General features: G+C 59.7%; 22 protein-coding genes and 1 tRNA gene. 7 read left to right on the forward strand and 16 right to left on the reverse strand.

Annotated elements, in window-relative coordinates:
• Positions 1–103 precede the first annotated feature (103 nt).
• The 3 genes from C8N31_RS14395 to C8N31_RS14405 form a co-directional block, all read right to left on the reverse strand.
• A tRNA-Gln gene (locus C8N31_RS14395) sits at positions 104–178 on the reverse strand.
• A 57-nt stretch (positions 179–235) separates the two neighbouring features.
• On the reverse strand, positions 236–1,555 hold the full coding sequence (locus C8N31_RS14400) for a mechanosensitive ion channel domain-containing protein (protein WP_037917559.1): 1,320 nt from the start codon (positions 1,553–1,555) through the stop codon (positions 236–238).
• A 44-nt stretch (positions 1,556–1,599) separates the two neighbouring features.
• Complete coding sequence (locus tag C8N31_RS14405; protein WP_025046667.1) at positions 1,600–2,592, reverse strand: NADPH:quinone reductase; 993 nt, start codon at positions 2,590–2,592, stop codon at positions 1,600–1,602.
• A gap of 58 nt (positions 2,593–2,650) precedes the next feature.
• Here C8N31_RS14405 and C8N31_RS14410 point away from each other — a divergent pair, with 58 nt between their 5' ends.
• Positions 2,651–3,559: a haloalkane dehalogenase gene (locus C8N31_RS14410; RefSeq protein WP_025046666.1), complete on the forward strand. Its 909-nt coding sequence runs from the start codon at positions 2,651–2,653 to the stop codon at positions 3,557–3,559.
• A gap of 40 nt (positions 3,560–3,599) precedes the next feature.
• Here the strand turns inward: C8N31_RS14410 and C8N31_RS14415 are convergent, their stop codons facing one another.
• Positions 3,600–4,109 carry an SH3 domain-containing protein gene (locus C8N31_RS14415; protein ID WP_025046665.1) on the reverse strand — a complete coding sequence of 170 codons (510 nt, stop codon included), beginning with the start codon at positions 4,107–4,109 and terminating at the stop codon, positions 3,600–3,602.
• A 124-nt stretch (positions 4,110–4,233) separates the two neighbouring features.
• Here C8N31_RS14415 and C8N31_RS14420 point away from each other — a divergent pair, with 124 nt between their 5' ends.
• From C8N31_RS14420 to C8N31_RS14430, 3 genes are all read left to right on the forward strand, one after another.
• Positions 4,234–5,220 carry a 2-hydroxyacid dehydrogenase gene (locus C8N31_RS14420; protein ID WP_025046664.1) on the forward strand — a complete coding sequence of 329 codons (987 nt, stop codon included), beginning with the start codon at positions 4,234–4,236 and terminating at the stop codon, positions 5,218–5,220.
• Positions 5,221–5,330: 110 nt separating this feature from the next.
• A complete protein-coding gene (gene ggt / locus C8N31_RS14425) occupies positions 5,331–7,109 on the forward strand; it encodes a gamma-glutamyltransferase (RefSeq protein ID WP_025046663.1) in 1,779 nt (592 codons plus the stop codon).
• 13 nt (positions 7,110–7,122) lie between these two features.
• Entirely contained in the window at positions 7,123–8,529 is a 1,407-nt protein-coding gene (locus tag C8N31_RS14430) for an FAD-binding oxidoreductase (RefSeq protein WP_025046662.1), read from the forward strand.
• Between the two features lie 41 nt (positions 8,530–8,570).
• Here C8N31_RS14430 and C8N31_RS14435 read toward each other — a convergent pair whose 3' ends face one another.
• On the reverse strand, positions 8,571–10,148 hold the full coding sequence (locus C8N31_RS14435) for an MHYT domain-containing protein (RefSeq protein ID WP_025046661.1): 1,578 nt from the start codon (positions 10,146–10,148) through the stop codon (positions 8,571–8,573).
• Positions 10,149–10,486: 338 nt separating this feature from the next.
• On the opposite strand from C8N31_RS14435, the gene C8N31_RS14440 reads away from it, so the two are divergent.
• Positions 10,487–12,979: a GcvT family protein gene (locus C8N31_RS14440; protein ID WP_025046660.1), complete on the forward strand. Its 2,493-nt coding sequence runs from the start codon at positions 10,487–10,489 to the stop codon at positions 12,977–12,979.
• A 71-nt stretch (positions 12,980–13,050) separates the two neighbouring features.
• Here C8N31_RS14440 and C8N31_RS14445 read toward each other — a convergent pair whose 3' ends face one another.
• The 5 genes from C8N31_RS14445 to C8N31_RS14465 form a co-directional block, all read right to left on the reverse strand.
• On the reverse strand, positions 13,051–13,668 hold the full coding sequence (locus tag C8N31_RS14445; protein WP_338063687.1) for a GH25 family lysozyme: 618 nt from the start codon (positions 13,666–13,668) through the stop codon (positions 13,051–13,053).
• A 174-nt stretch (positions 13,669–13,842) separates the two neighbouring features.
• The gene (locus tag C8N31_RS14450; RefSeq protein WP_025046659.1) at positions 13,843–14,493 is read right to left on the reverse strand and encodes a DUF938 domain-containing protein; all 651 of its coding nucleotides are present in this window, start codon (positions 14,491–14,493) and stop codon (positions 13,843–13,845) included.
• Positions 14,490–15,569 (reverse strand): NAD(P)/FAD-dependent oxidoreductase, encoded by a 1,080-nt coding sequence (locus C8N31_RS14455; RefSeq protein ID WP_025046658.1) that lies wholly within the window; start codon positions 15,567–15,569, stop codon positions 14,490–14,492. The genes C8N31_RS14450 and C8N31_RS14455 overlap by 4 nt, the downstream gene beginning before the upstream one ends.
• Positions 15,562–16,506, reverse strand: a complete 945-nt coding sequence (locus C8N31_RS14460; protein WP_025046657.1) for an aldo/keto reductase — start codon at positions 16,504–16,506, stop codon at positions 15,562–15,564. Before C8N31_RS14460 ends, C8N31_RS14455 begins: the two co-directional genes overlap by 8 nt.
• A gap of 47 nt (positions 16,507–16,553) precedes the next feature.
• A complete protein-coding gene (locus C8N31_RS14465) occupies positions 16,554–17,162 on the reverse strand; it encodes a glutathione S-transferase family protein (RefSeq protein ID WP_025046656.1) in 609 nt (202 codons plus the stop codon).
• 70 nt (positions 17,163–17,232) lie between these two features.
• Between C8N31_RS14465 and C8N31_RS14470 the strand changes: the two genes are divergently transcribed.
• Positions 17,233–17,628, forward strand: a complete 396-nt coding sequence (locus C8N31_RS14470) for an ectoine synthase (RefSeq protein ID WP_025046655.1) — start codon at positions 17,233–17,235, stop codon at positions 17,626–17,628.
• 12 nt (positions 17,629–17,640) lie between these two features.
• Here the strand turns inward: C8N31_RS14470 and C8N31_RS14475 are convergent, their stop codons facing one another.
• Positions 17,641–18,183 carry a winged helix-turn-helix transcriptional regulator gene (locus C8N31_RS14475; RefSeq protein WP_025046654.1) on the reverse strand — a complete coding sequence of 181 codons (543 nt, stop codon included), beginning with the start codon at positions 18,181–18,183 and terminating at the stop codon, positions 17,641–17,643.
• A gap of 39 nt (positions 18,184–18,222) precedes the next feature.
• Between C8N31_RS14475 and C8N31_RS14480 the strand changes: the two genes are divergently transcribed.
• The gene (locus C8N31_RS14480) at positions 18,223–18,603 is read left to right on the forward strand and encodes a VOC family protein (protein WP_025046653.1); all 381 of its coding nucleotides are present in this window, start codon (positions 18,223–18,225) and stop codon (positions 18,601–18,603) included.
• A 437-nt stretch (positions 18,604–19,040) separates the two neighbouring features.
• Here the strand turns inward: C8N31_RS14480 and C8N31_RS14485 are convergent, their stop codons facing one another.
• The 5 genes from C8N31_RS14485 to C8N31_RS14505 all read right to left on the reverse strand — a co-directional run bounded on the left by C8N31_RS14485 (position 19,041) and on the right by C8N31_RS14505 (position 23,702).
• Positions 19,041–20,060: an NAD(P)H-dependent flavin oxidoreductase gene (locus C8N31_RS14485; RefSeq protein WP_025046652.1), complete on the reverse strand. Its 1,020-nt coding sequence runs from the start codon at positions 20,058–20,060 to the stop codon at positions 19,041–19,043.
• 211 nt (positions 20,061–20,271) lie between these two features.
• A complete protein-coding gene (locus C8N31_RS14490) occupies positions 20,272–21,345 on the reverse strand; it encodes a BMP family ABC transporter substrate-binding protein (protein ID WP_025046651.1) in 1,074 nt (357 codons plus the stop codon).
• A gap of 58 nt (positions 21,346–21,403) precedes the next feature.
• A complete protein-coding gene (locus C8N31_RS14495) occupies positions 21,404–22,324 on the reverse strand; it encodes an ABC transporter permease (RefSeq protein ID WP_025046650.1) in 921 nt (306 codons plus the stop codon).
• Positions 22,324–22,620 carry a hypothetical protein gene (locus tag C8N31_RS14500; RefSeq protein ID WP_025046649.1) on the reverse strand — a complete coding sequence of 99 codons (297 nt, stop codon included), beginning with the start codon at positions 22,618–22,620 and terminating at the stop codon, positions 22,324–22,326. Before C8N31_RS14500 ends, C8N31_RS14495 begins: the two co-directional genes overlap by 1 nt.
• A complete protein-coding gene (locus tag C8N31_RS14505; protein WP_025046648.1) occupies positions 22,620–23,702 on the reverse strand; it encodes an ABC transporter permease in 1,083 nt (360 codons plus the stop codon). The genes C8N31_RS14500 and C8N31_RS14505 overlap by 1 nt, the downstream gene beginning before the upstream one ends.
• Positions 23,703–23,707: the final 5 nt, after the last annotated feature.

A 23,707-nucleotide genomic window follows, 5' to 3' on the forward strand; every position in this document is an offset into this window, starting at 1 on the left:
ATAGGACCTCCCCTCAGGAATACCAAGTCAGGGGGGGCATTTTCGGGGGCATTCCTGGCCTCAGAGACACCCCAGAAGTAACGGTTCATCATGTACGGAAGAGTGGCTGGGATGGTAGGATTCGAACCTACGGTACACTGTACCAAAAACAGTTGCCTTACCACTTGGCTACATCCCAACTGAGGGGCTAATTAAGGGGACTGGGCGCTGGGTGCAAGCCTGTTTTCGCAAAAAGTTATTCCTCGGACGCATTCATATTCAGAAGATCGCGGCGGGCCAGTTCTGCGCGCTCTTGATCGACGATTTTTTCAAGCTCTTTGTCGGCTGTCGCTTCCACGTCCTGAACCGGTGCAGGGGCAGGGGGGCGCGTTTGCTCCGATTTTGTTGACGTTTCTGCGGGGGCCTTCAAAATCTCAGGCAGATTTTCAATCCGGTAGCTGGGCACGGGCGCGGCCATGTCTGCCCCGTCCAGCGCCGCTTGGGTCAGGCGGATCGCCTCGCTCCGGGCCAGAACGATGCTGGTCTCATTTTGATCAATCCACGCCGCCATCATCAAAGTGATCCAGAAATCATCGACCGATTCCACCCAGACCGACACCTCGGGGCTGTCCAGCACAAAAGGCAGATCGTTCAATGTCTGCAACGCCAGTTGACGTGCGGCGTCCAGATCTGTGTCCGAGGCGACACACAGCGCAAAGGTAAAGCGGCGCTCTGCGTTGCGGGAGAAGTTCACGATGCGGCTTTTGAAGACGGTCGCATTGGGGATCCGAATGTGATTGCCATCAAAGCTGAGCAAGATAGTGGCGCGGCTGGTCAGACGGATCACCTTGCCGGTGTCGCCGTTGATCTCGACCGTATCATTGGGGCGGAAGGGCTGGCGGATCGACAGCATGATCGAGGCGATGAAATTCTCCACCGTGTCGCGCACCGCAAAACCGATGGCGAGGCCGACAATCCCGGCCGCGCCCAAAATGCCCGACAGCAGCGCCGTTGCGCCGACGATGTCCAGCGCCACAACCAAGCCGCCGATCACAAACAACAGACGCAGGATCTGGCGGTAGATATCGGCGATAAAGGCGTTGGGCGACAACCTGTCCCAAGGCTGACGCAAACGGGCGATGAAAAACCCGGCAAACACGATCAGGACAAAGACACCCAGCGCGATCAGTGCCAGCGGCAAGAACGCCACCAACTGCACGGCGCGGGCCTTGAAACGGTCCACCGCGGGGTTCAGCCGGCGGGCCACATCCGTGGTCTCGAACACCTCGTTCTCGATCGCAACCACGCCCTCGACCCGGCCCACCAGCTCTGACAGGCGCACCGCCGTTGCCGTATCAAGCGTTGTGCCGCGCAGGGTGACAATGCCGGAGGACACTGTCACGCTGATGTCTTCATAGCCCTCCAGCTCGCCCAGAATATCGCGGATGCGCGTGGCAATCGCGGCATCGGCGCTGGCGTTGTCTTCGATGGCGATGGTGCCGTTGGGTTGGTCCACGCTTTGGGCGAGGGCGGCAAACGGCAGGAACAGGCACAAGATCAGGGCAGAAAGGCGCATAACAATATCCGTGGTAAAATCCGCCCCGATCTTAGGTTGCGCCCCTAGCTTTGACAATCAATCAGGATCGCCCCGGATCGCTCGGCGGCCTCAACCGCTTGATGCGCTTGCACGGTTTCGGCCAGCGGATAGATTTTCTCAACCGGGCAGTCCAACCCACCATCGGTCAGCGCGTTGTGCAGCCGGGTGATGGTCTGCTCCCGCTCGGCGGGGGGCAGCAGATAGATCAGGATGATGTCGATGGTCACCGCCTTGAACAGCAGCGGATAGAACGGCAGCGTGGGTGAGAGCTCCTTGGCCGCGCCATAGGCGGCAATCCGGCCATTTGGCGCGATCACCTCGGTGTCCATGGCGATGTTGATGCCGAACTCCACCTCGACAATGGTTTCGACAAATGCGCCATCATTGGCCGCCAATACTTGCGCAGGCAAATCATCGGCGCGGTAGTCGATCACATGGTCGGCGCCGGCCGCCCGTACCGCTTCCATATCCTTGGGGCTACAGGTCGCGATCACCTTTGCGCCGCCCCATTTCGCCAACTGCACGGCCAGCAGCCCCACGGTCCCCGCGCCGCCTTGGATCAAAACGGTGTCCCCCGCAACATCGCCGCCGCCAAAGACCGCATGGCAGGCGGTCAGCCCCGGAATGCCAAGGCTTGCCCCGGTTTCAAAACTGACGGCATCGGGCAGGGGCACGGCTTGCTGCGCAGGCAGGGTGATGTGGCTGGCCGCTGTGCCAAAGGGGCGTTGCCATTGGCCATTCCAGATCCAGACCCGTTGCCCGACGCGGGCCGCATCCACGCCTGCGCCGACCGCAACGACTTCGCCTGCGCCATCACTGTGCGGAATGATCTGGTCAAAGGCGGGTTTGGTCACGCCGGGCCGCCCGCCAGCGCGGGATTTGACGTCGGAGGGGTTCACCCCGGAATAGACCAGCTTGACCGTGACCTCGCCCGCCGCCGGATCGGGGCAGGGCAGGTCGGCGGATTTTAATACATCTGCGGCGCTTCCAAAGCTGTCATAGGTGATGGCGTGCATGGTTTGGTCCTTGAATGGGGAATGTGTCACGGCTTACCCTGATGCAAAGGAGAGACCCATGCAATTCCTACGGACCGATGATGCCCACTTTGACGGGCTAAGCGATTATGCTTTTTCCCCCAATTACCTAGAGGTGGATGACACCGAAGGTGGCGTCTTGCGTGTGCATTTTATTGACGAAGGGCCGCGCGATGCTGCGCCTGTACTGTTGATGCACGGGGAGCCGACCTGGAGCTATCTTTATCGCCATATGATCCCGCCGCTGGTGGCCGCAGGGCACCGGGTGATTGCGCCGGATCTGGTTGGGTTTGGCCGGTCCGACAAACCCACCGCGTTGGAAGATTACACCTACCAGCGGCACGTTGATTGGATGGTGTCCGCCGTGCAGCAGTTGGACCTGCAAGGGATCACGCTCTTTGCGCAGGACTGGGGCGGGCTGATCGGCCTGCGGCTTGTTGCCGCGATGCCGGATCGTTTTGCCCGCCTTGTGGTTGGCAACACCGCGCTGCCCACAGGAGATCAACCGATGAACAAGGCATTTGAAAGCTGGCGGGAATACGCATTGACAGTGCCGGACTTCAACGTAGGCCGGATCGTCTATGGCGGCACCACCACCAAGCTGACAGAGGCCGAGGTTGCCGCCTACAACGCGCCATTCCCCGAGGGCCGGTATCAGGCAGGCGCGCGTAAATTTCCGGCACTGGTGCCCTGCACACCGGATGATCCGGCGGCCCCGGCAAACCGGGCGGCATGGCAGGTGCTATCGGGGCTGAGCCTGCCAGTGCTGACCACCTTTGGCGCGGATGACAAGATCATGGCTGGGGTGGAAAAAGTGTTTCAAAGCCAGATGCCCGGCGCGGCAGGGCAGGATCATGTGATCTTGCCGGAAGCAGGACATTTCCTGCAAGAGGACGTTGGCCCGGAACTGGCGCGCCGCATCGCTGAATTTATTGAAAAGACCTGCTAAGGGTTGTGGGTGGTTTGGCCAAGTCCCTGAGATTGCGCTGTTATTTTCGGATCTCATGGGCGGCCACGCCCCAAACCCGTGCCTTGGGAGCCCATCCTTTGTAACCGCCTGAGCGCAATTCACACCATTCGGTGCCGCAATCGCCAAGCCGTGCCACCACGCCAATTTCCAGCGCCGCAGTCACAGGGGCATTGGGGTCAGGGCGCACATGCAGCGGCAACATGTCTTGCTCAACCAGAACCGTGCGGGTGCCCGACAGCAGCGAATAATGCACCCAGCCGCCCATGCCGTCGCGGTCTTCGACGCGGCGCCAATGGCCATGCTCAGCGGTGATGCGCAGCGGCATATCGCGGCGCTTGAACACCCAATCAATCCGGTGCGACAGGGACGGGCCGCGGCGCACATTGCCCTCAGAGGCCTTCATCGACACAAACCGCGGGAGCGGCAGATGGGTCACTGAACCTGTTTCCCCTGCCTGCACGGCGGCATGCGGGGCGAATGCCACAAGGGCCAGCGCCAAAATGGCGCTTTGCAACTTTGTTATGATCATGGGTGCTGCCTGCACTGTCATACTGATTTGTTTGCTCTTTTGCGGCGCGGGGTTCTTGTGCCTCGTCGCTGCATGAGACACCATGCCTTTCAAATAGACTGAGGCCAAGGCCGGGGAGATAAGCATGGCAAAGAAACGGTTGAGTGTTGTAGTCACGCGACGGTTGCCGGATGCCGTGGAAACACGGCTGTCCGAACTTTTTGATGTGCGGTTGCGCGAAGACGACACGCCAATGACCCGAACCGAACTGATCGAAGCGATAAAAACCGCCGATGTTCTGGTGCCGACCGTCACCGACGAAATTGACGCCGCATTGATCGGGCAAGCCGGTGAACAGCTCAAGCTGATCGCGAACTACGGGGCAGGGGTGGATCACATTGACGTTGCCACCGCCCGCCAGCGCGGGGTGCTGGTCAGCAATACGCCGGGCGTTCTGACCGATGACACAGCTGATATGACCATGGCCCTTATCCTGTCGGTCACGCGCCGGATGTCCGAAGGCATGGCGCAGATGCAAAAAGGCACCTGGTCAGGTTGGGCGCCCACGGCATTGCTGGGTGGGCGCGTCAGCGGCCGGCGGCTTGGCATTCTGGGTATGGGCCGCATTGGTCAAGCCGTGGCCCGCCGCGCCCATGCCTTTGGGATGCAGGTGCATTACCACAACCGCCGCCGCCTGCACGACCAGATCGAAGCGGATCTTGAGGCGACCTATTGGGAAAGCCTGGATCAGATGGTGGCGCGGATGGATGTGATCAGCATCAATTGCCCGCACACCCCCAGCACCTTCCATCTGATGAACGCGCGGCGCTTGAAGCTGATGAAACCGGACGCTGTGATCGTGAACACCTCGCGCGGGGAAGTCATTGATGAAAACGCGCTCACGCGGATGCTGCGCGCAGGCGAGATCAAGGGCGCAGGGCTGGACGTTTATGAGCATGGCACGCAGGTCAACCCGCGCCTGCGCGAATTGGAAAATGTCGTGCTGCTGCCGCATATGGGATCGGCGACTGTAGAGGGCCGGATGGAGATGGGCGAGAAGGTGATCATCAACATCAAGACCTTTGATGACGGCCACCGCCCGCCAGATCAGGTCGTTCCGTCGATGCTTTAGGGTGCCGGTGCGGGCAAGCCCGCAAGTGATTTATATAGGGATGAAGGGGCTTTGCCCCCTCAAACTCCCCCAGAATATTTTGAGCCAAAAAAGGGTAAAGGAGCGGTGTCATGCGATTTGCTTTGGTAGGACTTGCCTTGTGTCTTGGATCAGCTGCGCCAGCGCAGCAGGTGGCAGACAGCGTTGCGCCCGAGGCGTCAGGGGCGGGTGTCTTTGCAAATCTTCCGGCGGGTTTGGCGGCATCGGCCGGGGCCAAGGCGCAGGGCCGTCCGGTCGCGGCGGACAATTGGATGGTCGCGGCGGCCAATCCCCATGCGGTGCAAGCCGGGGCAGATGTGCTCGCGGCGGGTGGCACGGCGGCGGATGCCTTGGTGGCCGTGCAGGCAATGTTGGGTCTGGTCGAACCGCAAAGCTCCGGTCTGGGGGGCGGCGCGTTTCTGGTTTGGTATGACGCTGACACGGGGGCAGTGACCACGCTTGATGGCCGGGAAACCGCGCCCTTGGCGGCGACGCCGCAGTTGTTTCAGGATGAAACGGGCGCACCGCTGAAGTTTTTTGATGCGGTTGTGGGCGGACGGTCTGTTGGCACGCCCGGCACGCCGGCGCTGATGACGGACGTACATGCCCGCTGGGGCAATCGCGACTGGGCGTCTTTGCTCACCCCGGCGCAGCAATTGGCGCAGGACGGGTTTGCCGTATCGCCGCGTTTGGCCAAGCTGGTGGCCGGTGATGCGGCACGTTTGGCAACTTCGCCAGACACGGCGGCGTATTTTTTGCCGGAAGGGGTGCCGATTGAAGTGGGGGCCAACCTGCGCAATCCGGCCTATGCCCAGACACTTGCGACATTTGCCAAGGATGGAGCGGGAGCGTTTTATGGCGGTGCCATCGGGCGGCAGATCGTTGCGGCTGTTCAGGGTGCAACTGGCAATCCCGGTGTACTGTCCGAGATGGATCTGGCGATCTATCAGGTCAAGGAACGCGCCGCTGTCTGCGCGCCCTATCGCGGCCATGAGGTTTGCGGCATGGGGCCGCCATCCTCGGGCGCGGTGGCGGTTGGGCAGATCCTAGGGCTGCTCGAAGGTTCCGACCTGAGTGCCGGACCGCTTGACCCAGAGGTGCGCCGTTTGATGGGGGATGCAGGGCGCTTGGCCTTTGCCGACCGCGGCCGCTATCTGGCGGACAGCGATTATGTGCCGGTCCCGGTGCAGGGATTGCTGGAACCGGGTTATCTGGCGGAGAGGGCGACATTGCTTTCCGGGGCGGCAGCGCTAACCGAAGTGGCGCCGGGCAATCCGGCCTTTGATCATGCGCTGAACTGGGCTGACGACGCGTCGATTGAACTGCCCTCGACCAGCCATGTGTCGATTGTTGACAGCTATGGCAATGTGGCCAGTATGACCACCACCATTGAAAACGGCTTTGGCTCGCGCGTGATGGCGGGTGGTTTTCTGCTTAACAACGAATTGACGGATTTTTCCTTCCGTTCGCACCGCGACGGGGTGCCGATCGCCAATCGGGTAGAGCCGGGCAAGCGGCCACGGTCCTCTATGGCACCGAGCATTGTATTGAAAGACGGCAAACCCGTGCTGGCCGTGGGCAGCCCCGGTGGCAGCCGCATCATAGGATATGTCGCTCAGGCCATCGTCGGGGTGATCGACTGGGGGCTGGATGTGCAGCAGGCGGTGATGGTGCCCCATGCGGTCAACCGCTTTGGCACCTATGATCTGGAGGCGGGCACACAAGCCGAAACACTGGCCGCCCCGCTTGAGGCGATGGGGTTTGAGGTGAACGCGCGGGGGCTGACCTCTGGTCTGCATCTGATTGCCATTGGCGATGACCTGCAAGGCGGGGCCGACCCGCGCCGCGAAGGCATCGCATACGGAGAATAAAGGGAGAGAGAGTATGGGGCACGCCGCAACCTTGCCGCGCAACGAAGAGGGGATCGCCACTGTTGTGGGGATCTTGAAGCAACAGTTTGGCGAACGGCTGCAAACCGGGCATTCGATCCGCGAACAGCACGGCCATACCACCACATGGATCGAAAACCAGATGCCCGATGCGGTGGTGTTTGCCCAATCCACGCAAGAGGTTTCGGACATTGTCAAAGCCTGCGCCGCGCACAAGGTGCCGGTGATCGCCTATGGCACGGGCACCTCGCTTGAGGGGCATGTCAACGCGCCCGCGGGCGGCATTTCCGTCGATCTCAGCCAGATGGATCAGGTGCTTGAGGTCAACGCAGGTGATCTCGATTGCCGGGTACAGCCGGGCGTGACCCGCGAGGCGCTCAATACCCATCTGCGCGATCAGGGGCTGTTCTTTCCGATTGATCCGGGGGCCAACGCCTCTCTCGGGGGGATGACGGCGACGCGGGCCTCCGGCACCAATGCGGTGCGTTACGGCACGATGAAGGACAACGTGCTGAGCCTTGAGGCGGTGATGCCGGACGGCACGGTGATCCGCACTGCCAGCCGGGCGCGGAAATCGTCGGCAGGTTATGATCTGACCCGGCTTATGGTCGGCTCTGAGGGGACGCTGGGGATGATCACCGAGATCACCTTGCGGCTGCAGGGCATTCCCGAGGCGATCTCGGCGGCGCGATGTTCCTTTCCCAGCGTTGAGGCGGCGTCAAAAACCGTGATGGCGGTGATCCAATATGGCCTGCCTGTGGCGCGGATCGAATTGATGGATGCGCAATTGGTCAAGGCGGTGAACGCCTATTCCAAACTGTCCCTGCCGGAAACGCCGCTGCTACTGCTGGAATTTCACGGCTCGGAGGCAGGGGTGGCCGAACAGGCCGAAACCTTCGGCATGTTGGCCGAAGAGGAAGGCGGCACCGGCTACGAGGCCACCGCAACCTTGGAAGAGCGCAACAAGCTGTGGCAGGCGCGCCATGATGCCTATTGGGCGATGATCCAGGCCTGTCCGGGGCGCAAGGGTATTGCCACCGATGTCTGCGTGCCGATCTCGCGCTTTGCCGAAGCTGTGACGGCAGCAGAGGCCAAAGCGACAGAGATGAACCTCTTTGCGCCGATTGTGGGTCATGCGGGAGACGGCAACTTTCACGCCTCCATCATGATCGACATGGAAGATGCTGATGAAGTGGTCCGCGCGGGGGCATTTGTGAGCTGGCTCAATGAACTGGCCATTTCCATGGACGGCACCTGCACCGGGGAACATGGCATCGGGCAGGGCAAACGCCCCTATCTGATCAAGGAACTGGGCGCTGGCACCGTGGGCATCATGGGTGCGATCAAATCCGCGATTGACCCGGACAATATCATGAACCCCGGTAAGATTTTGCCGGAGTGACGTGGGGGGCATCCTGCCCCGGACCCAAGCAAGGTGAGGTGCTAGCCTGCGTTTGCCAAGCGAAAGCTGGGGCGTGCTTGTGATGTTGCGGCGGCGGGTAGGTCTTTGGTGACAACCGCCGAGGCCGGCAAAGACAGTGTAAAGGTTGTGCCAGCCCCCAGATAGCTGCGCACCTTGATGTCGCCGCCATGGGCAATGGCCAGCCGTTTGCAGATCGCCAGCCCAAGGCCGGTGCCGCCTTCGGATCTGTTATCTGCGGTCTCAACCTGCTGGAACGCCTGAAAAATGCGGTCCAGATGTTCCTCGGGGATGCCGCAGCCGTTGTCGCGCACATCAATGGTAAACCCGTCCTTCGACAGTTGCGCGGACAGTGCAATCTTTGATCCGTTGGAAAACTTCACCGCATTACCGACAAGGTTGATCAGTATCTGCAAAATCCGGCCACGGTCCGCAAGCGCCTCGATCTGTTCGGACTGGACCTCAAGCGAAATGGACTTGTCCAGTGCCAGTTTCTCAAACTGATCGGCAACCTGATCAAGCAAGGCAGGCAGTGGAAAGGTCTCTTTTGTCAATTTGGCGTCGTCCAGCTCCATGCTGGTGTAGTCGAGGATCTCATTGATCAGCGTCAAAAGATGGTCCGCCGCCACGGTGATTTTCTGCCCGTAAAGCTCGGCCTGTTCGCCAATGGGATTGGGCCTGAGGTCAAGCGGTTCACCATTGCGGGCGGCCACTTTTTCGTGGTGTTCCTTAAGCTTGGTCAGGATCCCCGCGTACCCCAGAACGATGGTTAGCGGCGTGCGCAGCTCATGGCTCAACACGCTCATAAACTCGGATTTGGCGCGGCTGGCTTCCTCGGCAGCGTTGCGCGCTTCGGTCAATTCCTTGATGCTTTCAAGACGGATGCGGTTTTCCACGGCATAGCTCATGAACCCTCCGACAACGATCAAGACCGCGGTGCCCGCAATCGCCAGCGCCAGCATTTTGAAAGCCTCAGGATTCACAAATTCGCCGGAAATGTTCATCGGCTCGACGTGAAATGCGGTCATGCCGGTGAAATGCAGGCTGACGATACCAACGGTCAATGCGCCGGTCATCTGAAACTCGCTCCAGCGTTTGGTCTTGCTGCCCAGACAAAGAGCCAGAGCGGCAAAAACAACCGCAAGAACAATGGAAATCGCAAGAAAGCTTTTGTCCCAAAAGACCACGCCCTGCACACGATAGGCGATCATCCCGGCATAGTGCATTCCGGCAATGGCAAGGCCAAGGATCGCACCGCCAAATACCGGGGCAAGTCGCATCTTGGACAGGCTGGCAAAAAGCACCCCAAGGGCGCTGCCCGCAATTGCGATGATCAGGGACAGAATGGTCAATGTGTAGTCAAAATTCACCGGTGCGCTGGGGCGATAGCCAAGCATCGCAATGAAATGGGTACACCAGATTGTCACACCTGCGGTCAGGGCCGTCAGAAAATGCCACGAAATCGCGCGGTGTTTGGGTCGCAACTGCGCGGATTTATAAAGCCGCGAGGTGACCCAGCTGCCAAACGCACAAAGCAATCCGGCCACAAGGACCAAACTAAGATCATGTTCAACGGTGATACAGGAAATGACTGTTAACATTAAAAACAAACCGGGGCTGACAATAATTGCGCCGACAAGTTGCAAAGCTTTGTGTTCGGAGTGGGGCGGTTTGCAGCCATTATTTGGATCGCAGCAACACTCGCCAGAAATCAGGCACCACGTCGGCCGGGCTTGATCCCTTGATGCCAATAGATAAAATCAGACCTCTGGCGCCTGCTTTCTGCCCCCGGATTTCGTCAAATTTTCACGAAACAGGTCACTTTACGTCACCACGGCAGAGCGCAGGTCGGTTTTTTGCCATGTTGGGTCGGCTGGTGCCCGCGTTTTGAAAGGCCAATCCGTAAAACAGGATCAACTGAGATCAAAGGAATCGTCATATGAAAACGCAAGTCAAAGCATTGGTCGTGGGCGGGGGTGCTGTCGGCACGTCCATCGCCTATCACCTCGCCCGTGCGGGCTGGGATGATGTTATGTTGCTGGAACGGGATGAACTGACCTCCGGCTCCACTTGGCATGCGGCGGGGTTGCTGCCGTATTTCAACATGTCCTATGCCACGACGCATATTCATGACTATTCCATCAAGTTCTACAAAACGCTGGAAGAAGAGACCGGGCTGAACGCCGGTTTTGCCGTTGTTGGCAACCTGCGCATGGCCCAAACGGACGCGCGTATGGACGAATATATGCTCTACGCCTCCACTGCCGAAACCTGCGGTGTGCCGTATGAGTTCATGACCCCCGATGAGGTCAAAGCGAAATGGCCACTGATCCGCACCGAGGATCTCAAGGGCGCCCTTTATCACCAGACCGACGGCTACATTAACCCCGCCGATGTCACCATGGCGATGGCCAAAGGTGCCCGTCAGCGCGGCGTGATGATCGAACGCAAATGGCAGGCCGATGCCTTCCACTGGAACGGCGAAGCATGGGAAGTCACCGCAACCAAGATGATTGAAAAGGGCGGCAACCTTGTGCCCTCCGACGAACAGATCGTCATCACCGCTGAACATGTCGTGACCGCCAGCGGCAACCACGCACAGCGCACCGCGCAGATGCTGGGCATCAAAATGCCTGCCATCCCGGTTGAGCACCAGTTTATCGTTATGGATCAAGATCCCGAACTGGTGAAATTCCGCGGCGAAGGCCATGCCGAACATCCCGTCATCCGCGACGCCGACGCGCAGTCCTATGTGCGCGAAGAACGCGGCGGCTGGATCTTGGGCGTCTATGAAAAGGATGCGCCAGCGCGTTTTGAATACGGCGTGCCAGACAGCTTCCGCGCGGACTTGTTCCAACTGGACCTAGAGCGGATCGAAGACCAATACGCCGCGATGATCCACCGCGTGCCGTCCTGCGAAGATTGCGGTCTCAAGGACGATTTCAACGGTCCGATCTGCTACACCCCCGATGGCAACCCGCTTGTCGGTCCCGCACCGGGCCTGCGCAACATGTGGCTGGCCGAAGGTTTCTCTTTCGGCATCACCGCTGCGGGCGGCACCGGCTATTACCTTGCCCAGATGATGGTCGAGGGCGAGGCCGAGATCGACATGGCGTCGCTTGACCCCAAACGCTATGGCAACTGGATGACCACCGAATTTGCCGCGCGCAAAAACGAAGAGTGCTACGACCACGTCTATGTCCTGCACCACCCGGACGAAGAGCGCCCCGCCTGCCGCCCTCTGCGCACCTCGCCGTCTTATGACCGTCAGGCCGCACGCGGCGCGCAATTTGGCTGGGTCAACGGCTGGGAACGCCCCAACTACTTTGCCCCAGAAGGGTTCAACGATCACGACAGCCGCAGCTTCCGCCGGGGCGGTTGGTGGCAATACGCCGTGGAAGAGGCCAAAGCCGTGCGCGAAGGTGTTGGCCTGATCGACGCCACAGCCTTTACCAAGCATGTGGTCAAAGGGCCGGGCGCAACCCAGTTCTTGGATTGGTTCACCTGTAACAAACTGCCTTCTGTGGGCCGGATCAACCTGACCTATGCGCTGACTTCCCATGGCACCACGCGCACCGAATACACCATCGTGCGCACTGGCACTGACTCGTACTATCTGGTCTCCGCCGGTGGTTGGACCGCCTATGACAGCGACTATCTGCGCAAGGCGATCGAGGATAAAGCGCCCGAATTTGGCTACATCGAATGCCACGATGTGACCACGCAATGGGGTGTTTTTGCCATCGCCGGCCCAAAATCCCGTGATGTTCTCAAAGAGATCATCAAAGATGCAGACCCAGAAACCGCCCTATCCAACAAGCGTTTCCCATGGCTGACCATGCGCAGCATCGAATTGGGCATGTGTCCGGTTCAGGCGATCCGCGTGGCCTATACGGGCGAATTGGGCTGGGAATTGCACCACCCCATCGAGATGCAGAACTATCTCTTTGATCAGCTTGAAAAAGCCGGTGAAAAGCACGGGATGAAGCTGGTCGGCGCACGGGCGCAAAACTGGCTGCGTCAGGAAAAATCCTACCGCGCCTTTGGCACCGAACTGGGCCGCGATGCGACCCCGCTTGAGGCCGATTTGCCACGCTTTGTTGACCTGAACAAAGACTTTTACGGCAAAGACGCGATGCAAAAGACCGGCATCCGCGCCAAATGCGTCACCATCCTGATCGACGGGCCGGATGACGCTGACCCGTGGGGCCGTGAGGTTCTTTATGTCGAAGGGGAACGCACGGGCCGTTTGACATCAGGCGGCTATTCCGTGGCCTTCGGCAAATCCATCGGCATGGGCTACGTCAAGCCAGAGCATGCGGTGGTCGGCACCAAGCTGAAGGTCAAAATGTTCGATCAGCTTTGGGATGCCGAAATTGTCGAAGACAGCCCCTATGACCCGAAAAACGCAACCATCCGCGTAGACGGTTAAACAAAACGTAGGCCGGGCATTTTTTGCCCGGCTTACCCACCCTATCCGCCAGAGATCTTAGGGTCCTGACCCTAGGGTGCAGCCCGCCGCGCGACCCATGCGTCCCACGCCGCTGCTGATCCTCCAAAGGCATTCAAATCCACCTCCCCGACAATCCCCGGAACACTCCCAGTTGCGGTGTATTGCCAGAACGTCCAGTTTTGGCCCGGATAGGCCTCTGCCGGTGTTTTGGCTGTGGTGCGCAGCCAGAAATCATACCCTTGAAACAGGCCCAGCCCATTCTCGGAAAAAAACTTGGGCGTGGTGTAGATGATCGGTCTTTGGCCATAATGTGCCTCCACGATCCGCAACCACTTGCGCATTTGCGCCCGCACCTCGGCGGCTGGAGGGCGCACATGGGCGCAGGTGGGTGAAAACGGGTTCCACTCCATATCCAGCACCGGCGGCAGGGCCCCGGCACTGCGCGGCACATTGCGAATGAACCATGCGGCCTGCACTTCGGGCGCGGTGCAGAAATAGTAGAAATGATAGGCGCCGCGATACATCCCTGCACGGCCCGCCCCGCGCCAATGGCTCTTGAACGATGGGTCGAGCAGATCACCACCCTCTGTGGCTTTCAGAAAGGCAAAGTTCACTCCGTTGCGCCGTGCGGTGTTCCAGTTGATACTTTTTTTGAAACCGCGCCGCATCAATCCCGTGAACGGCAAAGCGCGAGGGCTTGGGGTGGGCAAAATCAACCGGGTCCGTGTCACCAAACCGGGCGGGGAACAACACGCCGGGCTCTGCCGGTGGTCCGCTGGATCCGCCGCAGGCTGCAAGGGCAAGAAGGGCAAGAACAGCAAGGCACCGGGATAATTTCATGATCAAATCTTTCGCGCAACAAAAGCCAGATTGTTGGCGGGCATCTCAATGGTCCGCACCGCCGTCATCCCAGCATCCCCAAGCCAGCGATGCATGTCGAGCGTATCTTTGTAACCGATGGCCGGATCGGCGGTGCGCAGCTGATCGTCAAACCGCACATCGCCGTCGCTGGTCAGCCGCCCCTCACGTTTGAACGGGCCATAAAGGACCAGCACCCCTTGCGGCCCCAGTGCCAGCGCAGCCTCGGTGATCACGGTCCGCACCTCCGCCTCGGAAATCAGATGCAAAAGGTTCACCAGCACAATCAGATCCAGCGGCGCATAGGTGCCATGCCATCCCGCCTCTGACGCATTAAGATGCGCGGCAGGGGCCACGTTGGCCAGCCTCGCCTCGGCCACATGGGCATCAATACTGGCAAGGCGCTCCGCCTCAATATCCGTCGGCTGCCAGTGAATCTCCGGCAGGGCAGTGGCAAATTCCACGATATGCTGTCCCGTGCCGCTGGCTATCTCCAGCGCCCGCCCCGCCTTTGGCGCATGGTTCACAAGCAAATCACTGAGGGCCAGCGCATTCCGCGCCGCCGCAGGGGCGTGCAGTTTTGCGCCGTCTTGGGCGATGGCCACACTGGCGGTTGAGGGCAACTTCCGGGTCATGTCCGCAACCGATCCGGCAAAAGCTGCGCCACCAGATCGTGGGGCAGGGCAGGCGTCACCCCACGCACCAGATCAGCCAGCAATTGCGATGCCGCCGGGGCGGTCTGAAACCCATAGCCGCCTTGCCCGGCGCACCAGATGAAATCCGGCTCATCCGGATCAGGCCCTAAAACCAGCGCTTTGTCGGGCGCAAAACTGCGCAAGCCCGCCCAAGAGGCCAACAGCCGCGTGACCGGCGTGCGCACCATGCCCTCGTACCGCGCCAGCCCCTCGGCCAGCACCATATCGTCGGCCCATGCATCCTGCGGCGCAACCACGTCTTCATCGGCGGGAGAGACCAGCAATGCACCCGCATCAGGCTTGGCATACCAGCTTTCGCCAACGCCAAAGAACATCGGCCAATCCCGCAGATCACGGTCTTCGGGCGCTGGAATGCGGGCCATGGACCTGCGGCGCGGTGTGATCCCTATCGGCGCAATGCCTGCGGCTTGTGCCACCGTATCGGCCCATGCCCCTGCCGCATTGACCAGCTTGGCCGCATCATAGGTCTGGCCTCCGGCCACAACCTGCCAACCATCCGTTTGACGGGTGATCGCCGTGACCTCGGCCTTGGTGACAATTGCACCGCCGTTGCGCCGGATCTGCCGGATGAAATCCTGCATCAAACGGTCGGTATCGATGTCATAGCCGGCTTCGTGATAGCCGGCGAACGTGAACTTGGCCGGATCAAGGATCGGGACAAGCTCCACCGCGCGGTCCTTGGAAATCCGTTCGATGCCCATAGTAACCACATCATCGTCAAACGCCTCGGCGTCCTCGCGGGCAGCGATGATCATCAGCCCGCGCGGGCTGAGATATCCGCCATTGGCCTCGCGGTGGTATTGGGCGCTGGCCTTGTTCAGTGCAACAGTGCTGGGCAATCCGTAGTTCTGTTCAAACATCGCCGCCGAACGACCAGAGGCATGATACCCCGTGGCCTGTTCCCGTTCGAGTACTGTAACGCTGAAATGCTCCGACAGCCGCGCCGCTGCCGACAGCCCGGCAATGCCGCCGCCGATAACAACAATATCACTCACCTTGTTCCTCCAACCGGTCCGTGGCCGGGGGCGGCGTCACGGAAAGCGCGGTGATCTGATCATAAAGCGGATCAGACATCACATAGCTCAGCGCCGCCAACGAAGGCTGCAATTGTGCGGCGCTGCGGGCGGAAATGATCGGCGAGGGTGCGGTGGGATGTTTGGCCACCCATGCCACGGCCAATGTCGCTGGATGTACGCCAACCTCCGCCGCGATCTGGCTCAACCCCTTTGCCGCATCATGCATCTGTTGCTGGCCATATCGTGCGGCATAGCGGCTGTCTTGCGCCAGACGCCCCGCGTCATCACCCGCCGCATATTTCCCGGTCAACAACCCCCCGCCCAGCGGCGAATAGGGCGCAACAAGAATGCCCAGATCATCCGCCATTGGCAGGATCTCGACCTCGGCCTGCCGCTTGACCAGATTGTACATCGGTTGCAGCACCGCGATCCCAAGATCAAATTTAGCCGCGATGTTGGCGGCCTTGACCACCTGCCAGGCGGCAAAATTCGATAGGCCGACATGGCGGATATGCCCACGCTCCCTCAAATCGGCGAGGGCCTCAAAGCTTTCGTGCATATCGGTGTCCGGATCGAACCGGTGCAGGTACAGCACATCCAAAGTGTCCAGATCCATCCGCTGCCGTGAGGTTTCCGCCGAGGTCAGCAGGTTATCGCGCCCCGCGCCGCCATCATAGGCGGCCTTGGTCGCAATGATCAGATCCTCGCGCCGGTCCTGCACAAACTGGCCCAAAAGCGTTTCTGATGCGCCGCCCGTGTAAACATGCGCCGTGTCAAAATGGGTGATGCCAGCCGCAATGCAGGCATCAAACATCTCGCGCGACTGCGCTTCATCGGCGCGTCCGCCAAATTGCATGGTGCCAAAGGCAAAGCGGCTGGCGGGGGTGCCATTGGGGCTGGTCAATGTCTGTTTCATCCCGCGACGGTGGCACGCGGCGCGAGGCGGTGCAATGGGGCGCGGCGCTACTCTTCGGACTTTTCCAACGCCCGTTGATAGGCGGGCCGGTTCTGGATCATCTGGACAAATCCGGCCAGCGCGGGAAAGTCCTTGGCCCGTTCCTGCCGCATGGCAATTTCCGCTGGGAAGCTCAGCATGATATCCGCCGCCGACAGGCTGTCTTGCACAAAATGCCCCGAGGGCCGCACGAGGCTGTTCATATAACGGTAGTGGTTGTCCAATTCCGCCGTGATGCGCGGATGCAGCGGTTTGCCCGCATCCCCCAAGCGCCCGACATAAAGGTTCAACAAGATCGGCGTCATCGCCGAGCCTTCGGCGAAATGCATCAGCTCCAGATGTCGCAGATAGGCTGCCGTGTCCCGCTCTGGGATCATCTCTGGCGCATAACGGCCGCAAAGCACCTCAACGATTGCCGCACTTTCGGTGATCAAGGTGCCATCCAGTTCAATCATCGGGGATTTGCCCAAGGGGTGCACCAGTTGCAATTCCGGCGGCGCCAGATTGGTCTGCGCGTCCCGCTTGTAATGGGCGATGGTATAGGGCTCGCCCAGTTCCTCCAGCAGCCACAAAACGCGGTGCGAACGGGATCGGTTGAGGTGGTGAACATGGATCATGGCATGGACTTTCAAATGCGGCTGTTGTCAGTCTAGACCTTGGATGCGGAATGAAAAGGGATGCGGTGAAATGATTGTTCTCGATCACAGACAATTGCGCGGCACAGACCGAGATGCCGCCGGGCCGGGCTGGACCAGCCTGCGGCTTTTGGTGAAATCTGACGGCATGGGGTTTTCGATGACGGAAACGCAAGTCCTGCCCGGCGCGGTGCTGCGGCTGGAATACAAACACCACATCGAGGCCTGCTATTGCATTGGCGGGGCAGGGACGGTGATTGAGCTGGACAGCGGCACGCGCCACGAGATCACACCGGGGGTGCTATACGCCCCCAACGCCCATGACCGGCACGAGGTCCATGTGCCAGAGGACGGCGAGGCGCTGCATTTGATCTGCGTCTTCTCACCCGCGTTGCAAGGCGATGAGGTGCACGGGCCAGATGGCAGCTATGCCGCGCCGGAGGGGTGAGATGGCGGGGCGCTACTCGAACCTGATTGCGGGCGCGGTGATCTTGCTGATCACTGCACCGGTGTTCACCGCACGATAAATAGATCTGGGCGGGCGGGCGTCCTGATCAACGCTGCGGCACACCCACTGCCTGCTTTCCATCGCCTTCAACGATTGGGACAAAGCCCGATCCGTGATGCTGCGCAGATTTCGTTTGATCTGGTTGAAATGGCGTGGCGCATAAAGCGAGGTCAGAACCGGCAATGTCCATGACCTGCGCAGCAGTTCGCGACCTTCCTCCACCGGAACGCTTTGAATTTTGCTGGCGATTGCAGCCGCGGCAATGCCCTGCGCCGTCAGGCGGAACTCCGGGCGCAAAGGATGACCATAACCGGGGTTTCTTTCCACCAGCCCCATCTTGATCAGGTGATCCATGCTTTGGGCAAATGCCGTCCGGCTCGCCCCGGTCGCAGCCAGCAAAGGCGCCTGCCGCGCCGCGATGCCCTCGTGCAGTTTTGACAGAATGGGCAGCGCCCATGCGCGCGAGGTAATGTTGACAAACAACTCAATGTCCATAAAGTATAGTTAGTATATTTAGAATCAAAAGGAAAGACCATGCCCCTCATTTCGTTGGACAAGACCATCACCATCGCCCTTTCCGTCAAAGACCGGCACGCCAGCGCCGCATGGTATGAACGCATGCTGGGGTTTGAAACGCTCTACCACGCCGACGAGGCGGGCTGGTCAGAGCTGCAAACCAACACGGCAGGCGTCACGATCGGCCTGGGCGAGCACACAAAACCCGCTCCCGGCAATTGTGTGCCGGTGTTTGGCACCGCTGATCTGGATGCCGGACGCCAAGCGCTGGAACAGGCCGATGTCAAATTCGATGGCCCAACCGATGTGGTCGAAGGGATGGTTAAGACAGCAACGTTCTATGACCCCGATGGCAACGCCTTGATGCTTGCCGAAGATCTCACCGGACAGGCGGAATAGGGTGAAACGGGCCAGAGGCGGGTAAAAACGGCTATCCGGCCAATTTTGGCCGGGTAGATGCAATTGGTTTGTGGCAGATGTCGGCTATGCGGACTTAGCTGCCCATAAAGTGCCACCGCGCCCGAACCGAGGGGCAGGAAGCAAAGCGCCCGCCCCGTCAAACCCTAGGTTTGCCTTCGGCAAAACGGGGCGGTTCGGGCGCTGCCAAATCGGAGATTTGGCAATTCGGCTTCATCTCATAGGATATCAAAAGGCTCATAGCTGACATCCGACTGTCTTCCTCAGCCCTCCCAGCAGGCAAGCAAGCTTCATCGCCATCATTCTGCTGCGGTCTGGGCGGAGTAATCAAGACAGCTTTCACCGCGGCAGATCAGACCCCCAACAACCACTGTCAGCCCGAATGCCCGATCAAAATCCCGCAATGAACCTGGCAAAGATCAAAGCGCAGAAACGCCTCTTTGCAGTAGCCTCCTCGCATCGTGATAGATCTCTTCGACGATATCGGCGGCCGGCATCATTTCGCGCACAAGTGACACACCTTGCCCTGACCAAAGCGACATCGCCTCCACGTCACCAGAGGTTTCGGGCAGGGGGGTATAGCTTTGATACCGGACAACCGGATCGCCATTTGGGCGTGCGCCAATCTGTTCATCCTCATTTGGCCTGAGACCGGGGGCAGATCCTCCTGCCTCCAACCAGCCTCGCGAGGTTGTATTGGACAAGGCCCGATGCGGCGCGTCTGGCCAGCCGACGTCATATAGGTCATGCGCCCATTGCGTATCGGCCTCTGAGGCCAGCAAAATCCGGTCGCGGTACACCTCGTGAATTGTCGCCTCCGAACTGGCCAACAGCCGTGTTCCGATCCAAACACCCGATGCGCCCAGCATCATGGCGGCTGCCATGCCCCGTCCGTCGGCGATCCCGCCTGCGGCCACGACCGGAATATCGACCGCATCCACCACGGAAGGGATCAGGGCCATGGTCGACACCTGCCCCCAAACGTGACCTCCGGCCTCCCAACCCTGCGCAACAATCACGTCGGCACCGGCCTTGGCAGCTGTTTTCGCTTCCTTGGCGTTTCCGACGCTCGCCAGCACCTTCAATCCACCTGCCTTTGCCCGCGCAATGGCCGATGGCTCCATTCCCCAGAACAATGACACGCCATGCACCCCTTCGGCGATGCAGGCGTCCAGTTGTTCCTGATAGGGGAAAGACAGGTTCAGATTTACCGCAAAATTCCGATCCGTCAGGGCGCGCAGCGCATCAATCCCCCGATGCACCTGATCCTTCGGCCTTCCCCAAAGGGGTATGACACCATACCCGCCCGCATTGCAGACCGCAGCCACCAGTTCCGGCCCTGCCGCGCCGGCCATCGGGGCTGAGAAAATTGGTTTTGTAACTTGCAAGATATCCAAAAGGTGCATCGGCAAAGAGTCTCCTTTATTGATGCTCTGCATTGAGCGTCCAACATGTGGTGCTGTCAATTAAGCTTAGGCATCATTTGGGCTTTCCCAAACCTCTGATATGGAAGTTGAGATGCATGCCCGTGCCATATCAATGGCCAATCCCCGCCAGTCCGGTTTCGTTTGAATGCAGGGCAGAACCCTATCCACAACAAAAAAGCCCCGCAAAACGCGGGGCCTTTCTATTTCTCAAAGCATGATCCGCTTATTGCGGGATCGTGCCCTCGATGCCTTCGACGTAGAAGTTCATGCCAGCCAGCGTGCCATCATCAGCTGTCGCACCATCGGCCAGAAACGCGCTGCCGTCCTGCTTGTTCAGCGGGCCGGTGAAGGCGTGGTAAGACCCATCGGCCAATGCCGCCTTCAGCGCCAGTGCCTCTTCCTTGACTTTGGCAGGCACCGCATCGGAAATCTCGCCAATGCCAACCATGCCTGCGCCGATGCCATCCCATGTGTCTGTGCTTTCCCATGTGCCATCCATCACGGCCTTGGTCCGTGCGATGTAGTAAGGCGCCCAGTCATCAATGATCGAAGACACACGCGGATGTGGTGCATATTGACCCATGTCAGAGGCCTGACCAAACGTAATTACATTGCCCGCTTCCTGCGCTGCGGCCTGCGGCGCGGTGGAATCGGTGTGCTGCAAAATCACGTCAGCGCCCTGTTCGATCAGAACCTTGGCGGCATCCGCCTCTTTGGCCGGATCAAACCATGTGTAGGCCCAAACGATCTTGAACTGCACATCAGGGTTCACCTTACGCGCGTGGATAAAGGCAGAGTTGATCCCACGGATCACTTCGGGGATCGGATAAGACCCGATATAACCGATGATGTTGCTCTCGGTCATGGACCCGGCAATATGGCCCTGAATGGCGCGGCCTTCATAGAAACGTGCCGAATAGGTCGATACGTTGTCTGCCCGCTTGTAGCCGGTCGCATGCTCGAACTTCACCTTCGGGAATTTCTTGGCGACATTGATCGTTGGATCCATATAGCCGAAAGACGTGGTGAAAATCAGATCCGCACCGTCCAGCGCCATCTGCGTCATCACCCGCTCGGAATCCGGGCCCTCGGCCACGTTCTCAACGAACACGGTCTCAACCTTGTCGCCGAATTCTTCTTCAACGGCCAAACGGCCCTTGTTGTGTTCATATGTCCAGCCGCCATCGCCAACTGGTCCAACATAGACAAAACCAACCTTGGTCTTGTCGTCAGCCGCCGCCGCCGTGGCCAGCCCCAGCGCAAGCGCCGCGCTTGTCAAAAGTGCAGAGAGTTTCATTCAGGGTTCCCCATTGATTTGGCCCCGGATGATCCGGGGCAGTGGTCTGATTTGGCCTCTAATGCGAGGCATGGAAGGTGCGGCCAAGCGAGGCCGGAGCCGCCGATTTGTCCGCCGACAGGATCACCAACACGATGATCGTGATAACATAAGGCGACATTGCCAGATACTCGACAGGAATGGCAACGCCTGCGCCCTGCAAGTTCAGCTGTAATTGTGTAATGCCGCCAAAAAGATAAGCACCCAGCAACAGCCGCCAGGGCTTCCAACTGGCAAACACAACCAGCGCGAGCGCGATCCAGCCAACACCGGCGGTCATGCCTTCGGTCCATTGCGGCACGCGGATCAGGCTGATGTAAGCCCCGCCGATACCCGCGCAGGCCCCACCAAACATGATCGCCAAGGTGCGAATGCGCACCACCTTATAGCCCAAAGCATGCGCCGCATCATGGCTTTCGCCCACCGCGCGCAGGATCAGCCCGGCACGGGTGAATTTCAACACCGCCCAAACCCCGGCGACCAGGGCAATGCCCAGATAAAGAATGATGTCATGGGTGAACAGGATCGGCCCGATCACCGGAATATCCGCCAATGGGCCAAAGTTGATATCGCCCAGCCGTGGCGGTTTGATCCCGACGTAAGATTGCCCCAAAAGCGCCGAAAGCCCCAGCCCGAACAGCGTCAGCGCCAGACCAGAGGCGACCTGATTGGCCAGAGTGATCTGCGTCAGGAACGCGAAAAGCAAGCTCAGCGCCGCACCCCCAACCGCCGCCGCCACAAAGCCCAGCATCGGCGACCCGGTTTCCACGGCCGTGGCAAAACCACAGATCGCCCCGGTGATCATCATCCCCTCAACCCCGAGGTTCAGCACCCCGGATTTTTCGACAACGAGTTCGCCAATGGCCGCAAAGATCAGCGGTGTCGCGGCCACGAGGAAACCGGCGATAAACAGGATTGGGTTGATTGCTGAAAGGTCCATTAGACTTCTCCCGCCAGTTTCAGGCCGATCCAAGAGCCGCAGATCGCGCCAATCCAAAACCCGGTTAGTTCAGTCAGACTTCTTTCCCGCCTCTCTTTCGGCGAAAAGACGAGCGCGAAGCAATATCCCGCAAACGGAGCGCCTGTAATGAGCAGAAGCAAAAGAATTCCAGGCATGCCTGAGAAGGGAAACAAGAACATCATCGGCACTACGGAAAGTGGCGTGAAGGCCAGAACCGCGAATACGGCACCAGAAACGCCAAAGGCTTTAACGAGAACTCCGATCAGGGTATCCATCACGCCACCTCCGCCCGGCCAAAGCGCAGCCGGTAATTTGTGAACATATCCAGCGCCAGCAGGAAAAACAAAAGCATCCCCTGAAACACCTGAATGGCAGCGGCAGGCAGGCCCAGATTGCTCTGCGCGATGTCCCCGCCAATATAGGTCAGCGCCATAAGCAGCCCGGCCAGCAGAATGCCAACCGGATGCAACCGGCCCAAAAACGCCACGATAATCGCGGTGAACCCATAGCCAACGTTGAAATCAATGGTCACCTGACCCGCGGGACCAGAAACCTCGAACAGCCCCGCCAAACCTGCCAGCAGCCCCGACATGCCCATGCAGAACAACACCAGCCGCGTTGGGTTCACCCCTGAAAACTTTGCCGCACGCGGCGCTTCGCCGGTGACGCGAATGGCAAAGCCAAGGCGGTGCTTGCTCAGCAGCACATAGGCAAAGATCACCGCGATCATCGCCGCGACGACACCCCAATGCATGCCGGAACCGGCAATCAGATCGGCGTTATACGCACTCTCATATTGTTGCAGGTTGCGCGAGCCGGGAAACCCGAACCCTTCGGGATTTTTCAACAATCCCAATGACATGGACGCCAAGAATTGCTCTGCCACATAGACCAGCATCAAGGACACCAAAATCTCGTTGGTGCCAAAACGCACCTTCAAAAACGCCGGGATCATCGCCCAAAGCCAGCCACCAAAGCCCCCCGCCATCACCATCAACGGAAAGATGTACCATCCCTCAAGCGGATAGAACGCCAGCCCCATTCCCGCGCCAAACAGCGCGCCCATGATGTATTGCCCCTCGGCCCCGATGTTCCAGATCCCCGCCTTGAACCCAAGGCTGAGCCCGATCGCAATCAGCACCAGCGGCGCGCCTTTGATCAACAGTTGCGGGCGATAATAGAACGCAAACTCACCAAAGAGCGGCTCCCAGAAAATCGTCTGGATCGAGGTCAACGGATCTTTGCCAAGCGCTATAAACAGCAGCCCGCCAAACACCATCGTCGCCACAACCGCCAACAACGGCGTCGCCAGCGAAAATGCACGGCTTGGTTCTGGTCGCTTTTCCAACCGGATCATGCGCG

The organism is Sulfitobacter mediterraneus, assembly GCF_003054325.1.
Lineage (GTDB): Bacteria > Pseudomonadota > Alphaproteobacteria > Rhodobacterales > Rhodobacteraceae > Sulfitobacter > Sulfitobacter mediterraneus.

What these genes read in the sequence shown, in the direction of transcription:
- C8N31_RS14475 (WP_025046654.1), bottom strand. Translation starts at nt 18,183, where the DNA reads ATGGACATTGAGTTGTTTGTCAACATTACCTCGCGCGCATGGGCGCTG.
- C8N31_RS14445 (WP_338063687.1), bottom strand. Translation starts at nt 13,668, where the DNA reads ATGCGGCGCGGTTTCAAAAAAAGTATCAACTGGAACACCGCACGGCGC.
- C8N31_RS14485 (WP_025046652.1), bottom strand. Translation starts at nt 20,060, where the DNA reads ATGCAGAGCATCAATAAAGGAGACTCTTTGCCGATGCACCTTTTGGAT.
- C8N31_RS14410 (WP_025046666.1), top strand. Translation starts at nt 2,651, where the DNA reads ATGCAATTCCTACGGACCGATGATGCCCACTTTGACGGGCTAAGCGAT.
- C8N31_RS14500 (WP_025046649.1), bottom strand. Translation starts at nt 22,620, where the DNA reads ATGGATACCCTGATCGGAGTTCTCGTTAAAGCCTTTGGCGTTTCTGGT.
- C8N31_RS14495 (WP_025046650.1), bottom strand. Translation starts at nt 22,324, where the DNA reads ATGGACCTTTCAGCAATCAACCCAATCCTGTTTATCGCCGGTTTCCTC.
- C8N31_RS14430 (WP_025046662.1), top strand. Translation starts at nt 7,123, where the DNA reads ATGGGGCACGCCGCAACCTTGCCGCGCAACGAAGAGGGGATCGCCACT.
- C8N31_RS14470 (WP_025046655.1), top strand. Translation starts at nt 17,233, where the DNA reads ATGATTGTTCTCGATCACAGACAATTGCGCGGCACAGACCGAGATGCC.
- C8N31_RS14440 (WP_025046660.1), top strand. Translation starts at nt 10,487, where the DNA reads ATGAAAACGCAAGTCAAAGCATTGGTCGTGGGCGGGGGTGCTGTCGGC.
- C8N31_RS14480 (WP_025046653.1), top strand. Translation starts at nt 18,223, where the DNA reads ATGCCCCTCATTTCGTTGGACAAGACCATCACCATCGCCCTTTCCGTC.
- C8N31_RS14435 (WP_025046661.1), bottom strand. Translation starts at nt 10,148, where the DNA reads ATGTTAACAGTCATTTCCTGTATCACCGTTGAACATGATCTTAGTTTG.
- C8N31_RS14400 (WP_037917559.1), bottom strand. Translation starts at nt 1,555, where the DNA reads ATGCGCCTTTCTGCCCTGATCTTGTGCCTGTTCCTGCCGTTTGCCGCC.
- C8N31_RS14460 (WP_025046657.1), bottom strand. Translation starts at nt 16,506, where the DNA reads ATGAAACAGACATTGACCAGCCCCAATGGCACCCCCGCCAGCCGCTTT.
- ggt (WP_025046663.1), top strand. Translation starts at nt 5,331, where the DNA reads ATGCGATTTGCTTTGGTAGGACTTGCCTTGTGTCTTGGATCAGCTGCG.
- C8N31_RS14505 (WP_025046648.1), bottom strand. Translation starts at nt 23,702, where the DNA reads ATGATCCGGTTGGAAAAGCGACCAGAACCAAGCCGTGCATTTTCGCTG.
- C8N31_RS14405 (WP_025046667.1), bottom strand. Translation starts at nt 2,592, where the DNA reads ATGCACGCCATCACCTATGACAGCTTTGGAAGCGCCGCAGATGTATTA.
- C8N31_RS14465 (WP_025046656.1), bottom strand. Translation starts at nt 17,162, where the DNA reads ATGATCCATGTTCACCACCTCAACCGATCCCGTTCGCACCGCGTTTTG.
- C8N31_RS14490 (WP_025046651.1), bottom strand. Translation starts at nt 21,345, where the DNA reads ATGAAACTCTCTGCACTTTTGACAAGCGCGGCGCTTGCGCTGGGGCTG.
- C8N31_RS14415 (WP_025046665.1), bottom strand. Translation starts at nt 4,109, where the DNA reads ATGATCATAACAAAGTTGCAAAGCGCCATTTTGGCGCTGGCCCTTGTG.
- C8N31_RS14450 (WP_025046659.1), bottom strand. Translation starts at nt 14,493, where the DNA reads ATGACCCGGAAGTTGCCCTCAACCGCCAGTGTGGCCATCGCCCAAGAC.
- C8N31_RS14420 (WP_025046664.1), top strand. Translation starts at nt 4,234, where the DNA reads ATGGCAAAGAAACGGTTGAGTGTTGTAGTCACGCGACGGTTGCCGGAT.